Origin of the sequence: Candidatus Protochlamydia phocaeensis (assembly GCF_001545115.1) — a bacterium.
Classification (GTDB): Bacteria; Chlamydiota; Chlamydiia; order Chlamydiales; family Parachlamydiaceae; genus Protochlamydia_A; species Protochlamydia_A phocaeensis.
Map to the genome: position 1 here is coordinate 242248 of NZ_FCNU01000028.1, position 16024 is coordinate 258271.

The 16024-nt window shown below is 41.7% G+C and carries 13 protein-coding genes; 7 read left to right on the plus strand and 6 right to left on the minus strand.

Translation table 11 applies throughout. The annotated features are described in order from the left end of the window. Nucleotides 1–192: 192 nt before the first annotated feature. Entirely contained in the window at nt 193–1200 is a 1008-nt protein-coding gene (locus BN3769_RS10620; RefSeq protein ID WP_068470361.1) for a hypothetical protein, read from the minus strand. Between the two features lie 298 nt (nt 1201–1498). Continuing rightward, nucleotides 1499–2011: a FliO/MopB family protein gene (locus BN3769_RS10625; RefSeq protein ID WP_068470363.1), complete on the minus strand. Its 513-nt coding sequence runs from the start codon at nt 2009–2011 to the stop codon at nt 1499–1501. A 240-nt stretch (nt 2012–2251) separates the two neighbouring features. Between BN3769_RS10625 and BN3769_RS10630 the strand changes: the two genes are divergently transcribed. From BN3769_RS10630 to BN3769_RS10650, 5 genes are read left to right on the plus strand one after another with little or no spacing between them, the layout of a single operon-like run. Next, the gene (locus tag BN3769_RS10630) at nt 2252–3133 is read left to right on the plus strand and encodes an HAD-IIB family hydrolase (protein WP_068470365.1); all 882 of its coding nucleotides are present in this window, start codon (nt 2252–2254) and stop codon (nt 3131–3133) included. After that, nucleotides 3126–3917, plus strand: coding sequence for a dihydroneopterin aldolase (locus BN3769_RS10635; protein ID WP_068470367.1), 792 nt, complete (start codon nt 3126–3128; stop codon nt 3915–3917). Before BN3769_RS10630 ends, BN3769_RS10635 begins: the two co-directional genes overlap by 8 nt. A gap of 2 nt (nt 3918–3919) precedes the next feature. Next, nucleotides 3920–4636: an SDR family oxidoreductase gene (locus BN3769_RS10640; RefSeq protein ID WP_068470369.1), complete on the plus strand. Its 717-nt coding sequence runs from the start codon at nt 3920–3922 to the stop codon at nt 4634–4636. Then, nucleotides 4633–6135 carry a hypothetical protein gene (locus BN3769_RS10645; RefSeq protein WP_068470371.1) on the plus strand — a complete coding sequence of 501 codons (1503 nt, stop codon included), beginning with the start codon at nt 4633–4635 and terminating at the stop codon, nt 6133–6135. The genes BN3769_RS10640 and BN3769_RS10645 overlap by 4 nt, the downstream gene beginning before the upstream one ends. Nucleotides 6136–6149: 14 nt before the next feature. Then, a complete protein-coding gene (locus tag BN3769_RS10650; protein ID WP_068470373.1) occupies nt 6150–7013 on the plus strand; it encodes a hypothetical protein in 864 nt (287 codons plus the stop codon). Here the strand turns inward: BN3769_RS10650 and BN3769_RS10655 are convergent. Both BN3769_RS10655 and BN3769_RS10660 read right to left on the minus strand, forming a co-directional pair. Next, nucleotides 6996–7628 carry a histidine phosphatase family protein gene (locus BN3769_RS10655; protein WP_068470375.1) on the minus strand — a complete coding sequence of 211 codons (633 nt, stop codon included), beginning with the start codon at nt 7626–7628 and terminating at the stop codon, nt 6996–6998. The genes BN3769_RS10650 and BN3769_RS10655 overlap by 18 nt on opposite strands. Continuing rightward, complete coding sequence (locus BN3769_RS10660; protein ID WP_068470377.1) at nt 7625–8542, minus strand: enoyl-[acyl-carrier-protein] reductase; 918 nt, start codon at nt 8540–8542, stop codon at nt 7625–7627. Before BN3769_RS10660 ends, BN3769_RS10655 begins: the two co-directional genes overlap by 4 nt. A gap of 368 nt (nt 8543–8910) precedes the next feature. Between BN3769_RS10660 and BN3769_RS10665 the strand changes: the two genes are divergently transcribed. Then, entirely contained in the window at nt 8911–11403 is a 2493-nt protein-coding gene (locus tag BN3769_RS10665; RefSeq protein WP_068470379.1) for a protein kinase domain-containing protein, read from the plus strand. Nucleotides 11404–11459: 56 nt separating this feature from the next. Here BN3769_RS10665 and BN3769_RS10670 read toward each other — a convergent pair whose 3' ends face one another. Next, a complete protein-coding gene (locus BN3769_RS10670; RefSeq protein WP_068470382.1) occupies nt 11460–13652 on the minus strand; it encodes a methyl-accepting chemotaxis protein in 2193 nt (730 codons plus the stop codon). Between the two features lie 237 nt (nt 13653–13889). Here BN3769_RS10670 and BN3769_RS10675 point away from each other — a divergent pair, with 237 nt between their 5' ends. Further along, nucleotides 13890–14837 (plus strand): hypothetical protein, encoded by a 948-nt coding sequence (locus BN3769_RS10675; protein WP_068470384.1) that lies wholly within the window; start codon nt 13890–13892, stop codon nt 14835–14837. Between the two features lie 220 nt (nt 14838–15057). Here the strand turns inward: BN3769_RS10675 and BN3769_RS10680 are convergent, their stop codons facing one another. Beyond that, on the minus strand, nt 15058–16023 hold the full coding sequence (locus tag BN3769_RS10680; protein WP_228840679.1) for an NADP-dependent oxidoreductase: 966 nt from the start codon (nt 16021–16023) through the stop codon (nt 15058–15060). Nucleotide 16024: the final 1 nt, after the last annotated feature.

The following is a 16024-nucleotide window of genomic DNA, read 5'->3' on the forward strand; positions in this document are numbered from 1 at the left end:
AAAAATTCCAAGCTAAAAGATTAAACGGATTGTAATCTAGCTGTTTTAATAAATTTCAATCAATTCTAATTGTAATTAACAGGTAAAATCTTTGTGCTATGTCTAGCAAAAAGCAACGATTTCCACATTTTAACAGGGTGTATTAAAACTCATAATCTCGAATATCGGCTATTAAGGGCTTTAATACACCCTCTAAGTCAAGTAACAAGCGCGCCCAAATTTTAAACGATAACTAAATAAATTATTTAAATCCTTTATTTGAGCTTTAAGAGACGTTTGATTGAGGCATGGGAATTTATTTCCCAAAAAACCATGCTGCAAATTAAGGCTTATATAGTAAAAAAGCTGTTGCATCTCTTCTAAAGAAAATTGATTGGCAGCAAATCTAATTAATTCAGCATTCGAATCGGTTTCCTGAGCGGTTTCCTGACAGGTTTCTTTGAATGCTTGCACGCCTTGTTCCATCTTGTTAAGTAATAAAAGGATATATTGGTCAAGAATGTGCTCGTCGCCAAAATAGGAATGGGCTTCAACGGCCTGATCTTTTTTTAATAGCTTTTGAAAGCTTTTTAGGTCATTTTCAGAAATTTCTCTTAAAAAATTTGAAAGGAATAATCGAATCTTTTCTTCTAATTCTGCTTTATTTGCCAGTAAGGCTGAACTATGGGCAATTTCATGCGTTTGATTCCAACCCAAGTAAAATAAAGCGCTGCTTGGATGAATTTCCTCTTCTTGATTGGAATGAGGAGAAGAAAGAATGCTAGCTTGCCAATGCTGGACGATAATTTGATGAGCAAGTTCTTCCCCTTTCTCCGCCAAGCGCCATCCTTTTATGGCCCACAATGGAATAATGAGGCCAAAAGAAGAGGAGGCGATGCGAATGACAGTACAGACTAAAGGAAATAGAAATTGCAAGGAGGAGAGAAAAATTAGATGGGAAATCAGCTTAACGGTTAAGGGAGTTCGGTGTGTATTTAAAAATAAAAATGAAAAAAAATGATGGGCAACAAAGGCGATTTTACAAATCAGGTAAAAAGGACAAGAGGCAATATCTCCCATTAAATTGACGGCAATGCTGAAACGCGAGGGGCAAAATCCGCACTCGAGGGCAGCATCAAAAATAGCAATGCTTTTTTTAGAGCAAATTAATTGATATTCATATCTGCTATTAAGATTAGTAGGGAGGACGCTTATACTCATTAGATTTCCACAAATAAAAAGAAGAGAATAAAGGAATTATACAAATTTTACAAATAGTAAATAGTTGGTGAAATTCAGCAAGCCTTCGACTTTGGTTGTATTAAAAAAACAAATTTGAATGGAATAGAGGGGAAAAGGCCTGTTAGGTTAAACAAAATGCGGCGGCGCACGGACAACACGTAAAATCATTTCAAGCCTCGCGAGCGGCGAGGCGGTTGCAAATGGTGTGAAAATCCTTCTTTTCAAGGACTAAGCTTAGAGGCATTAATGGGACTAGCCTCTACAAATCCTTTATACCTTATTTTTTGGAGTCATCTCGCAAATAAGGAGGAAGGGATTGCCTTCCGGATGGCATGTCTTCTTCGGGCAGCGTTTCTAATGAGGTTAAGGCTGTCACTCCGGTTGCAGACTCTGCGATTAGCAGCTGTTTGCCTTGTAAATCTAAAAGGTAAAGCGTAGAGCGGGGAGAGAGATAACGCGTTTCTAAAACTTTAATGATACTTGAGCTGTTGAGCTGGGTCACTCGGGTTTTCATCATGCGTTTAAGCATCCAAGAGGCAAGGATCATGAAGCCTATTAAAAGAGCTAAGACAAATAACATGTTCATAAACTTTACTTGGAAGTTGTCCGGTTCTTGCAAGTGATCCGCTAAAGGATCGTAAGGATGAGACGAATCAGTCGAAGAATAAGGAAGGTGGTCGGAGAAGGGATCGGATGAATGTTGGGCAGCTGGCGCATCTTGTCCGGGCAACGAGCAAGGAATGGCAAATAGAGAGAACAAAAACAGTGGGATAAGCAGATAATATTTCATAGTTGTCATCATTGGTGCTAAAATTGATAGATTAGTAGGATACATGCCGCTTAGAGAGTGTATTAAAACCCATAATAACCTATATTTGAGATTATTTTCTTCTTAAGAGGCGATAGGAGACAACGGACACTAGTGAGTGAATAGTGCCCGCCCTCTCCTATCGCCCCTAGGGAAAAGAACTTGAATCTAGGTGATTAGCAATTTGAAAACAAGCTCTAAAGGTAAAAAAAATAATTTTCTATGTTTTTTCGTTCTTTCAAAGGAATTATTGCTTTGGATATAGATGGGACGGTGACTGCAGAGTCGCACGCTCTCTCTTCCGCTGTCATGCATTATTTAAATGATTTACATCAAAAAGGTTGGCAAATTCTCTTTATTACAGGCCGGCCTTTTCAATGGGGATTTCACTCTTTACAGGCCCTTCCCTTTGCATACAGTTTGGCTGTTCAAAATGGAGCTCTTTTGTTGAATATTCCTTCAAAAAAAGTATTAGCTCGTAAATATTTGACTAGCCGAGTTTTACCTATCATGGAAGCAATTTGCAAAGAGCAGCAGACCGATTTTGTTGTTTATTCGGGTTTAGAAAATGAAGACTATTGTTATTATCGGCCGGAACATTGGCCGTCTGATTTGCTGGCTTATGTGCAAAAGAGATCGGCTTATTTAGCGGAAAAATGGGTATCGGTGAAAACTTTTGATGAATTGCCAGTTGAGTCTTTCCCCTCGGTCAAATTATTTGCCAAAGAAGAGGCGGCCTTTAGGCTTAGCCGTCAAATCGAGCAGCGACTGGATCTACATGTCCCTCCTAATAAGGATCCTTTCGATCCGACTTATTTTGTCGTTCAGGCCACACATCCCGAGGCCAACAAAGGAAATGCCCTAAGGGAATTTTTAAGAATGACAGATATTTCAGGCCCAATCATTGCCGCGGGAAATGACTATAATGATTTTACCCTTCTTCAAGCAGCCGACATAAAAATTGCCATGGCGGATGCTCCAAAGGCTCTTTTAGATCTTGCAGATATTATTGCTCCTCCGGCTATTCAGGAAGGCATTATCAAGGGATTGAAAGAAGCTATCGAACGCGTTCCGAAGATAAAACAAGGAAAGTCTCATGATTGAACGTCCGCTTGTTACCGTTGGAGGGTTAATTATTGCCCCAGATGGGGATGTTTTGCTTGTGCGCTCTAAAAAATGGCAGGACTTATATTCCTTGCCGGGCGGAAAAGTCGAATGGGGAGAGACGCGCTTGGAAGCCTTTCAAAGAGAGGTTAGGGAAGAAACAGGACTGGAAATAACGAATATTCGCTTCGCTCTTGTCCAGGATTGCGTTTTTTCGAACGAGTTTTGGCAGAAGCGTCATTTTGTCATGAATGATTTTATTGCCGATTTAGGTCCTGGCTGTCCAAAAGACCGTGTCTGCCTAAATGATGAAGCCTATCACCATATATGGATTAATCCCAAGGAAGCTTTTCATTTGCCTCTCCATAAAGAATGCCGTCATTTGTTGGAATGGTATATCGTCCATCTAAAACAGAAGGGGAATGAAAGAGCAATTGTTGGTTTCGAACACCATCATATCCGTTGCATCATCGGTATTCTCCCGCATGAAAGGGTGCAAGAGCAAGATTTGTATATCGATGCGAAAGTAGAGACGAATTTTGCCGCCTGCAGATTGACGGACAGAGTTGGAGACACATTAGATTATGTCCGCCTAACAGAAATTTGCACGGAAATCGCACAAAATAAAAAGTATGGCTTATTAGAAACCCTGATCTCTGATATTCTAGATCAATTTATGCAAAACGATCGCATTAAATGGGCTTGGGTGCGCATTAAAAAACCGGCAGCGCTGCCTTCGGCGAATTATGCTTTTGTTGAATTAGAAAGGCGCAGACAGGAGTAAAGATGGCGTGGGTATTAATAACAGGAGGCGCTAAACGGCTTGGCGCTGAATTATGCTATGGCTTAGCGGAAAAGGGATATTCTATAGCCGTTCATTATAATACCAGCCAATTAGAAGCATTAGCCGTAGCTGAAAAATGCCGATTGCTTGGTGTTCAAGCAGGGACCATTCAGGGAGACTTTTCAACGGTTGAGTCGACAATTGAATTTGCCGAACGCTATGTAAGGCTTTATCCGCATACACAGGCGCTCGTCAACAATGTAGGGAATTATTTAATTAAATCCGCCTTAGAAACAGAAGCCGAAGAATGGACAGGCCTTTTTCAGTCCAATCTACACGCGCCCTTTATATTGTCCAAGGCGTTGGCTCCGTCGCTTGTCCGCCATTGCGGACAAATCATCAATATCGGCATGTCGGGCATTGATAAACAGGGAGCGCACGTCTACTCGGCTGCTTACATGATTACAAAAGGAGCTTTGCTCATGCTGACCCGCTCGCTTGCTCTCGAGCTGGCTCCGCATGGAGTCCGAGTAAACATGGTCTCTCCGGGATATTTGGACATTGCGGTCGATTTGCCGGAAGATTGCAGCAAGCTGCCGATGCGCCGGGCGGGTCAATGCCGGGAGATTTCTCGGGTAGTGTCTTTTTTGCTAGACCCTGCCAGCCAATATATAACAGGCCAAAATATTGAAGTAGCGGGAGGAGTCGGACTATCATGACGGGAAAACAAGAAGGCATTTTCATGGAAAATTGGAAAGAATTGAATGAATGGGCGCTTGCGGCTGGACGCGTCTTTAAGAGCCCTCAGACAGGCTATATCCACTATCACCATTCCAATTCCCTTAGCCTTGTCCATCAAACCATTCCTTTATATGAAAATGCCCTTTTCATTTTAGCTCTGCTTAAATCTAGGCTTGTCGACAATATTCAAGAGGCAAAAGGGCTTTTGAACCGGATTCTATATTTCCAATGCCAAGAAGGAGAGGCGGCGGGAAATTTCCCTTTCTATCTCCATGATTTTCCTAACTGTTTCGAACCGGAGCAAGGCGTTCAGCTCTTAGCTCCTTTTTATTGGATTTTGAAGTTGTTTGGACATGTTCTAGGTCATGAACTTAAAAATAGAATGGAAAAATCCCTTTCTCAATTAATTGAATTTGCCCTTCGTGCCCATCAAGCAAAGGCTTTCCCTTATTCTCTTTCTGTCCGGCTATCTGCTGGATTGATTGCATGCGGAATCTTGCTAAAAAATGAAGAGTGGAGGGAAAAAGGGCATCAGGCTTGGTTGGAAATGGCTCAATCTTGCGACAGCTGGTATGCGACTGCCCACATAGCTGATATTTTAATAGCATTCCAAATGGCAGAAGAAACGTTAAATGGGGCTTGGGCTTTTTTTGGGAAGTTCCTCAGGCAGACATGGCACAAGCAAGCTTGCTGCTACATAGGTCCTTGCGTAAGAGAGCTGCAAGAACAGGAAGAGCCGCAAGTCAATCTTTATGATTTCTTTTTGGGCTATCTCTATGGGCGTTTTCCCCAACGCGCTAAAAAAATTGGCATTGCGCATTTGCAAGCGTCTTTAATACAGCCTTTTTCCTTTCATCTAGAAGAATTAGAGCTTCCTTATCAAATTGAGGGGACATATAAAAAACAAAAATGGATGCTCTCTTGCCGCTCTACACGTGCTTATACCCTTTTAGAGAAAAAGGAGAAAGCTGGGCCTTCTTTGGACAAAACCTATACGCCTTTCCGATTGGTATGGGGAAATGAACTGCATGCTCATACGTTGGTTTGTCAAGGAGGGAAATATGAAAGGATGGAGTTTAAGCTTGGATCGGATGAACTCCAGACAGCTCAAGAAAGCGTCGAACTATTTTTTGATTTCGAGCAAGATTTTAATTATGAAGGCAAAGAGCAACGCGACATTTGTTTTTATTTTGATTTTCATCCGGATGCCCGCATACAGATTAAAGAGCAAGCTTCTACAACCTTTGAATTGGGACAGCCTATTACCCTGCGTTTGAATGAGCAACAGCTATCTTTAACATTTTCGCTCGTTCAAGGAGAAGGGGATTTTCTAGGTCACCTAGCAAGAGGGAATCGCCCCTCTCAGATCAAATCTAAAGAAGAGAAGTCCTTTCAAACATATGATTGGGTCGTTTTTTTGAGAACAATTAGACGTCATTCCGTTTGCCGTCTTAAAGCAATTCTGCAATTTTCCTAATTTTCGTTTCGGTTATGCAGCCTAATAAGCAGATATCTTGGCAATTATTAGTGATTTTTCTGCTATTTCTTTCCAGCTGTCAGCCTTGGTCTCGGGAATATAGGGACTTTTATAGCTATGCGAAGAAAAGCTATGATAGCAGTCCTATTCCCATGCAGGAGAGCGATTTTTTTTTAGTGATCTTGGTCAATGCGCGGCATTTGGATTATACGGATACGCGTTCTTTTTTTAAAACTGTTGCCAAGCATCCTACAGATGGGAGCAAAAGCGGCGATGTTGGCCATGCTTGGATTTATCTTCAAGGCAAGGTTAATGGAAAAGTATGGGTTTTGGAAGGCGGGCATTCGGGGGAAAGGGGAAGGCTTCAGGCTAGATATTTTGATGGGATCATGAATTATAATGATTGGGGATATGCCAATCCCTCTGATGAGCAAAAACAGTATCCGCGTTATGAACCCAATCCTGTCAAGTATTTATGGGCAACGCTAGAAGACGGGTATTTTGAAAAGGGAGCTGGCGGGCATCGGCCTACTTACGCTGCCAAAGTGGATTTAACCGAGCAGCAATTCTACCGCATTTTGCAGTTTATCCATCCCCGTTATTATCCTTACCGCCAATATGCCCTGACAAACCTGCAATGCTCGTCTTATGCCGCTCAAGTCGCCGTTTTAGCCGATCTCTATGTAGAGTCCGAGGTGTCCATGGCCGTCCAGCCACGCATTTGGTTCGGCAGAAGATGGGTGCGTTTTTGGACAGACCCTTGCTATTCCGTTATTACTTTTTCCAGTCCGGATGTGTTGGAGAAAAGTTTGATGGAAGCTGTGCAGGAAGGCCGAGCAGAATATGCGCTAGATTGGTATTTAAAAAAGCGGCTTTGATAGGACGCCAACTGTTTCTTCTAATGCGAAAAGCTGCTGGCCTATCTTTAATTTGATATAGCCGCAGTTGGAAATCACCCACTTGTTTTTAGGAATAAAATTTACATGGTCGAGAACAGACCGAATAACCCCTCCATGCGAGACAACTAAAATCGCTTGGCCTGTATAAGGGTGGACATGAGAAAGCAAATAATTTTTAACCCTGCAAAAAACGGATGACCACGTCTCTACTTCTGGATGCCAAACGGAATTTAAATATTCTTCCTGTGAAGAGGCTCCTGGACGGGAAATAAAAAATTGCCTCATCAAGTTGTCAACTTCTTTAAAGCTTTTTCCTTCAAAGGAACCAGCATGCCGCTCTCGCAGCTCGGAGGATTCAAAAAGAGGGATGGGATGCGGATCAATAATGCATTTAGCCGTCTCTTTAGCACGAGATAAATCCGAAGAAAAAGCTGCCTTGAAAGAGATATGAGAAAGGACTTGCTTCAAGCTTTGGGCTTGAAGCATTCCTTGCGCATTTAAGGGAATGTCCGTGTGTCCCTGAAGACGTCCAGCTGCATTCCAATCCGTTTCTCCATGCCGGACAATGTACACCTCGCAAGACTCTTGGCTCATAAAGCTTCCGCAGCCTTTGGTTTTAATGTAGGACTATCTACTCCAACTCCCATGGTATGCAAACCATGGTCTACATAAAGAATGGTCCCTGTGATGGCCGATGCTAAAGGCGAGGACAAGAAAGCCGCTGCATTGCCCACTTCATTGGCTGCAAGCTCTTCCTGTAAAGGAGCATTTTCTTGCGAATAATGAATCATGTAATCAATAAAACCGATCGCTTTTGCCGCACGGCTTCTTAAAGGGCCTGCAGAAATTGCATTCACTCGGATATTCCATTTTCTTCCTGCTTCCCAAGCTAGGGTTTGAGTATCGCTTTCAAGAGCCGCCTTTGCCGAGCTCATTCCTCCGCCATATCCAGGAATCACTCTTTCAGACGCTAAATAAGTCAAAGAAAGCGCAGATCCGTGTGGATTCATAATAGGTCCTAAATGGGCAAGCAAGCTAACAAAAGAATAAGAAGAAGAACTGAGCGCCGCCAAGTATCCTTTCCGACTTGTTTCTAATAGGGGTTTTTGAACTTCAGGAGCATTGGCCAAAGAATGAATAAAGATATCAATGTTGCCAAAATCTTGACCAATGGCTTTGCACACCTCGGCAATCGTATAGCCTTCCACATCTTTATAACGCTTATTTTCACGGATATCGTCAGGCACATCTTCAGGCTGGTCAAAAGAGGCATCTAATGGATAAACCTTGGCAAATTCCATCAGCGATCCATCCGATAAACGCCTTGAAGCATCAAATTTGCCGGTATTAAAACTCGTCGTAAAAATCTTTAAAATGGGAGTCCATGTCCCCACTATGATCTCCGCCCCGGCCTCTGCCAAAGCTTTTGCAATTGCCCATCCGAATCCTTGATCATCTCCAATTCCAGCTATAAAGGCTCTTTTTCCTTTAAGGTCAATTTGCAACATAAGATTACCTATATGTAAATTTTGAGAGTCTTATTTTAAATACTCTTTGTTTTCTTGCAAATGATATATATTCAATCAATCTAAAAATACCGAATTTCAGATGTAAATCAGAAGATATTTAAATTAAAATAATTTAAATTTAATTATTTAATTAATGTTTTAATTAATCTTTAATTTTTGTATAATATATTAAAATTTAATATATTTCACAAGATTTCATTGAAAGCAATTGATTTTAAGTAAAATGTTGTTGAAATTTTATAGAATATGCTATAATTTTAATAATTTATAATTAATTAATAACCTTGTGCTAAAAATTTAATTTTAAAGAAGCGGCAGGGTTTCTAAGTTATCAAGTTGGAGTAAATATGCAGTCAAGCCAAAATAGTGCAGTATCTATAGACCCTATACAGTGGGCGAATTGGTTGCAGTCCATTGCAAAAAATCCTCAAGGACACGGAAAAATTGCCCGAGAGAATAACCAATATACCTATCTGAGCTCTGAAGAAATTAAACGCAGACGTTCTATTGAAGTTGTCAATATCCAATCTATTATGGATATCAGTAGCTCTTTATTGCAAAATCGAGAAGCTGATACGGCTCAGACTTATCAAATGTTGCAAGGATTGCGCTATATTCATCAACGACGTGAGAGTAAATATCAAAACATGTTTTTTCTTTTCCGTTGGTTTGCAAAATTGGGGGGAATAGAAGCCAAGCTAGCAAAAGAGAAGGCCATTATTCTTTCACTGGAAGAATCCGTAAAGTCAAATCTTAGCAAACTAGGAACATTAGATCAGCACCGCGAAAATCTTAATGAAGCAATTTTTGAGGGAGCGAAAAACCTTCATTATTTGAAGCAAGTCGTTTCTACAGAAGACACAGATCGCCAAGCGGAAGTGGAAGCTTTAAAGAAGAAGGTTTATGCTCTGAATCCTCGAGTTCCCACTATTAAAAGCCTTATCAAGGCGTTTGGTCCCGAGGTCATTAAGTCGACTTTACAAGAGACGATTGAATTCATTTACGCAGAGAAAGTAGCTCCCGAGCAAAGGGTTAGTTCAGAAGAATTGGCTAGGGATCAAGCGCTTTTTCAGTGCAGTGAATTGGAAGCCAAAGCCATTTATATCAAGCGTTTAATTAAGCATCAACGTACTGATTTATCGGTGTCTTTTATTTCCGCTATTGAACGGACATGGGAAGAGCTTGTTCAAACAGGTCAGCAAAAAGCCGTTGCTATGAATTTGAGTGGCCATCGCGTTCTGTTTATCCCGGGCAAAGACGGAGAAAAAGGCGAAGTATTCATCCATGATAGATATTTGGCTAAGGGAACGTATAAAGCGGCTTTTGTTGCGACAGAGTTCTTTACAGGTAAGAAAAAAGAGCTGCTCGATCAATACGTGGTGTTATTGCCGGCTAAACTAGTCGAAGATGAAATTCCAGATGATGCGGCTGATTCTTTTAGAGAAGCCGACAGGTGGACGCGCACAGAAGAGAGAAAGACTGGCAAGAAAGTCAGGTTTGAAGATTCAACAAGCTCCAGCAGCCAGGAAGAGTACTCAACTCTTTCAAGCGAAGAGGGAACATCCGATACGCGTATTATTGTAGATACGCAGGAAATCGAAAGACGAGAAAAATTAAAGAAAGAGGGCAAAGGCACAGAGGTTGAAGAGAGCACGGGAACCTCGGACAGTTATAATTCGGACAGTTATTCTACCGTTAAGATCAATAAAGCGCCTGATGCCACGTCAAAGACTAAAGAAAGCAGCCAAGTAGTCAAAAATGACGCGCCTAAAGAAAACACAGACGCTTCGGGCACCTATTCTACCTCTGATTTCTCTAAATTGCCAGGGGCTCAAGAGTTGGAAAAAGACGAAGATTATGAGAGCTTGGACTTTGACAATTCGCCAGAAATTAACTCAATAAAGGCGAATATACAGCTTAATAACACAATTATTAAGCCTATTACGAAGCAATCAGTAGAGCGATTAGCAACGCAGCCTTCCGAGGATGAGGAAGATTATAGAAGAGAGGCCGGCTATTGCGTTCGTTTAGGAAATCTGCCAGGTATTTGGCCTACCCATAGAGTGGCGACAGTCCAGGGACAAATTGCCATTATTCAAAAAAAGGCAGGTTACCGAGTTGAAGGCTTAAGAAGGGATGCCATCGATCTAGACGATATGGCTCATTTAGCGGAGCAAAACCGTTTATCCGTTAGAGATCAGATTGCCTTCTTAAATATGATTGAAGATTTCTTGTTAGGGGTAAAGAGTGTGCACGATCAAGGACTCATTCATCGCGATATTAAGCCTAAGAATATTTTATGCGGTACGGATAAGGCTGGGGTATCTGATTTTGGTTTAGTCTGTCCTTTGACCATTTCAAATGAGAAAGGCGAATCTATTCCAAATCCAGAAAGATATACTTTCATCGGGACTCCTTTTTATATAGCACCTGAAGTGACCGGCGTCAATAGCGGCGTTAATGGTAAGCCTTATGCTGAAGTCGATCAAAAAGCGGACATTTGGAGCGTGGGCATCAGTTTGTGGAAAATGCTGACAGGAAAACGCATGGAAGAACATCCTGCGATTGGTTGCTCTCATCCAATGAGGTCCCTATTCCGCGTTCAAGCGCTCTTAATAGGTCCAGGATTGAGAAAAGACTATGAAAATAAATATCCTGAACCTGAAGATAAAACGGGAATTGCCCATCTAATCTGGAGCTGTACCCGCATCGATTCTAAAGAGCGTCCTGATATCCAGACCGTCATTCAACGCTATAGAGCATGGAAAACGGACATAGAGTCGCTTCTACAGAAGCCCAAATCGTCAAGAGCGGAAATAGAGGCGAAGTTAAGCGCGTAAAATCGCTGTTTCCGGCTGTTTGAATCATTCAGGCATAGAAAAAACGAAGGAGGAAATCATTGCATGGTTTCCTCTTTTTGTGCTGAATGGCGCAATTGAGGAAGGAACAGGCGCAATTGGTTGGCGGCTAAATTTAACTCTTCAATTGTTCGATGGAATTGGTGGATGGACTGTGCAATCTGCTGAGCCGTCTGGCTAAGCTGGTTAATAGCTTGGTTGATCTGCTCAGCTCCCGTTGATTGAGCTTGCATCCCTTCATTGACAGTTTCAAAACGAGCAATGAAATTCTGGACTTGCTCCATGATCGTTGCCAATTGCCCGCTGACGAGACTGATCTGTTCTACTCCATTGCGGATTTCTTGCGTAAAATCGTCTACGCTCATGACGCTTGAAGAGACGGCAGTCATAATTTCATTGGCGGTCCTTTCGATATCGAGAGTGGAAACAGCCGTCTGATCTGCCAAGCGGCGGATCTCTCGGGCAATTACAGCAAAGCTGCGGCCGTATTCTCCGGCCTTCTCTGCCTCGATCGAGGCATTAAGCGATAGCAGGTTGGTTTGGTCGGCGACCTTAGTGATGGTCGTAATGACGTTTGTGATGTTGCCCGCTTTTTCGTTGAGGACGGCAAGCTTGGTGGCAATATTGCCGGATGCATTGACCATCTGCCGCATGATGGCTTCCATGTTCGTTAGGGAGTTTTTGCCTGTGACGGCCAAATGCGAGGTTTGCTCGGCGACTTGGCTAATATCTTTTAATGTATTGGCGTACTCTTTGGCTGTCGAAGAAATTTCATTGGCAGCGACGGCAATTTCTCTCGTCGTAGCCTCCTGAGCTATAATAATTGTCTCTTGCTCTTTTGATCCTGCGGCAATTTGATTGGCTGAGTTAGTTAAAGTAAAACCCAGCTCCTCCAGCCGTCCAATAATGACTTCATAAGTTTGAGCCATCTGATTAAAAAGATGAGAGACTCTGCTAAATTCCTTTTGTTCCGTGCCCGGATTAAGGCGAATACTTAAATTGCCTGTAGCAAGGTTATGGATCCCTCTTAACAATTCGTGAAATTGCAGAATCATGCCTTCCATTCTTTGCTTCAAATGATTGATAGAAACTTCTAGAAAACCAATTTCATCGTGATAGGTGATGGGAAGCCGCATAGCGGGCTTGCCATCTATTATTTCCGTTATCCGTTGTTTAATCATTTTCAGTCTCCTCGCCGAATGACGGCAAAGCCAAAGGCCAAAAGCGAACGCGGTTAAGCTAAACATAAGTGTTAGCAGGATTGCCAACCAGAAGCGATTCCGCAGAGTTGTTTGCTGTTCCTTCAATATATGATCGATTTTGTCTGTGATCAAATCCCCTAATTTTACTCCGGAATTAATGGCCTTATTATCTGTAGCCATTAAATCATCGTTTGAAAGGGGAGAGGGAGGATCATTTACAAGGGTGCGGCGGAACAGCTGGATCAATTGTTGAATCGATTGTTTATAAATATGAAAAGAGGAAAGAATCTCTTCACCCAAAGAATCCGTCTGCTCCGGAATCGCTAAAGCGATATTGTCTTTTAAATTATGCAGGTGCAATTCGATGACAGCGAGCCGCGCAAGGAGTTCAGCTTGCATTTTGAGCGTAATTTGCCGGTCAGAAATTGGTTCTTCGGCATTATAGGTCATTTGATAGAGAAGGGCTTGAAGATGGGGAATGTCAATGAGACTCGACAAAATGAGATGAGTAAAAGAGGGATTGGTATTGGCTAATAAATCGTATTGGTCTTCTAAAAAATAACAAAGCTTGAGAGTATCTTCTAATAGTTGCTGGTGAAGATGATCGCTTGCTTGGACAGAATCGAAAGAATAGATAGTTAACTTCTTCCACTCCTCATAGGCACTTGTCGGCGTGAAAAGAGGAAAGGAAAGCGCTCTTGAAGCAGAGGGGAGAGAAGAAATAGACTGAAAATACTCGTCGATTTGTTGATGAAGACGACTTAAATCTTCGGAAACATTCAATTGTCCTTTTAAATAGCGACGAGTCAAAGCTTGGTGGCGCGAGAGACTGTCGATTAATTTTTTTAAAATCGATTGGTATTGATTCCCTTGAATTTGCAACTCTAAAAGGCTGTTTGCGTCCTGATAGGTTCTAACGGAGAAATAGAAAAGAGGAAGAAGAGATAAGCTAAAAATGGCCGATAAAATGAGATAGCGTGGTAGGAGGCTAAAATGTTTAAGAAATGTTGTAGATGTCGCATTTTTCATATTCGAATTAGCAATAAATTTGATTCATCTTATTCATTATTAGAAACGCGAGCTAAATATTCCAAAGCCCTATTGTGTATATATATAAATTTAATAAATAATTTTTTAAATAAAAATACACACTCTTAGACTATTTATAAAAAAATATTTCGCAAGATTTATAAAAAAGAAAAGTTTTCACAATGACTTTTTCTTTTCCATACGCTAAAATGCCTTTTTTTTGCTTAAGAGTTACTTATGAAAATGTCTGTTAAAACAATTCTCTTTCGGTTAATTAGCCTTTCTCTTCTCATTGCAGCTTTATATGGGGCAGGCCGTTTATATTTTCATCTGACAGGAGGCTTTACCTTAGCCAATATTTCTTCTGATTTTTCTTTTAATCCTGAATGGGAAGTGAGGCCTTTAGCTAAAGAAGAAAAAGAGCGATTAACTCAAGCTTTAGATCAGCCTTATTATTACTTAGGCAAAGGGTGCCAATCTTATGTGTTTTTAAGCAAAGATGGCCGTTATGTCATTAAATTTTTTAAGTATCAGCGTTTCCGCATGCAGCCTTGGCTTGTCTATTTCCCTCCCTTGCCAGCCATTGTCAAGTATCGCGAAGAGAAAATGGAAAAAAAATGGGGGAAATTAGATAGCTTTGTCAAAAGCTGGAAAGTGGCATTTGAAAATTTAAGGGATGAAACAGGCCTTATTTTTGTCCATCTCAATAAAACAACCGATCTGCAAAAGCGTCTGACCATTTATGATAAAATAGGTTATTCTCACCAAATCGATTTAGATCAAATGGAATTTTGCATCCAGAATCGTGCCTATATGCTATGCGATGTATTGCTTGAATTGAAGGAAAAGGGCGACTTGCAAGGGGCTAAGCAGTTGATCAACGATCTGCTTGGTCTAATCTTGTCAGAGTATCATAGGGGATTAGCAGATAACGACCATGCCCTCATGCAAAATACAGGTGTTGCTCAAGGAAAGCCCATTCACATTGATGTCGGCCAGTTTGTTCAAAATGAAGCGATCAAGAATCCGACTGTTTATCATCAAGAGCTCTATACTAAAATGTATAAATTTAAGCTGTGGTTGAAAGACTCTTATCCAGAGTTAGCTGATTTTTTAGAGGAACGGTTGGCTGAGATTATAGGTCCTAGTTATGGAACAATGCAGCCTAAATTCCGGCCAAAATAGGAGAGTGTTTTAACAGAAGCTCTTTTATGAGCTCCTAAAGCCTAGCAGTTTGTTTTTAAGTCGATTTTTAGCTGGCACGTGTCGTTCTATTAAATCCGATTAAAATGGTTTTTACGCATTGACTATGGGTTTTGGTTGCGCCTCTACCCACTGCTACTGCCCATGCGCCACTTGCGCGGCTTGTTTGGAATCGCTTATCTATCCCATTGAGATTTGAGTTTTAATGCACTTTCAAAACGATTTTGCCTTGAACATGGCCTTCCTCGCTTTTGGCTTGCGCGTCCCCTGCTTTTTCTAATGGCATTTCTTGAATATGGATGGGGTGAATTTTTCCGGCTTCAATGAGATGGGCTATGTGTTGCAATTCCTTGCCATTGGGAGAGACAAAGACATATAAAGCTTTGATTTTTAATTGTTCGGCTATCGCTTGATTAGGAGGTTCGACAATAGAGACGATGCGTCCGCCTGGTTTGAGAAGCTGATAGCTATCTTTTAAGGTTTGTCCGCCGACTGTATCGAAAACGACATCGAGCCCCTGCGGGTAAAGCCGTTTGATTTCCTCAACCATAGAATGCGCTTTATAGTCGATCGCTGCGCTTGCTCCAAGTTTTTTCACGTACGCATGATTGGATTGGCTGGCAGTCGTTAGAACGTGAGCTCCTGCATAGTTGGCAAATTGAATGGCCAGGCTTCCTACTCCTCCCGCGCCTGCGTGAATAAGGACCGTTTCATTCTTTTTTAATTGAGCGGAATCAAAGAGTGCTTGCCAGGCTGTCAATCCGGATAAAGGAAAAGCAGCCGCTTGAGCAAAGGACAGGTTATGAGGCTTGAGGGCAACATCTTCGGCTGGATAACAGATATATTCGGCATACGTTCCCCATTTGATAACAGGCTTGCGGCAATAGCAAAAGACAGGGTCTCCGATTTTGAACTTTTTGACATCTTTACCTAAAGCAGAGACGATTCCTGCCGCATCCCATCCTAGAATAAGCGGAAAATCATGAGGCAAGCGTCCTTGAAGCATTCCTCTTCGAATCTTCCAATCAACGGGATTGACGGCAGTATAAGCAATCTGGATTTGCACTTCATCGGGGCCGGGAAGCGGTTTATCGACTTGTCCGACTTTTAAACGGTCTATTTCCCCAAAATTTTCTAAAATAATGGCTTTCATGGTGTTTGCAGGCATA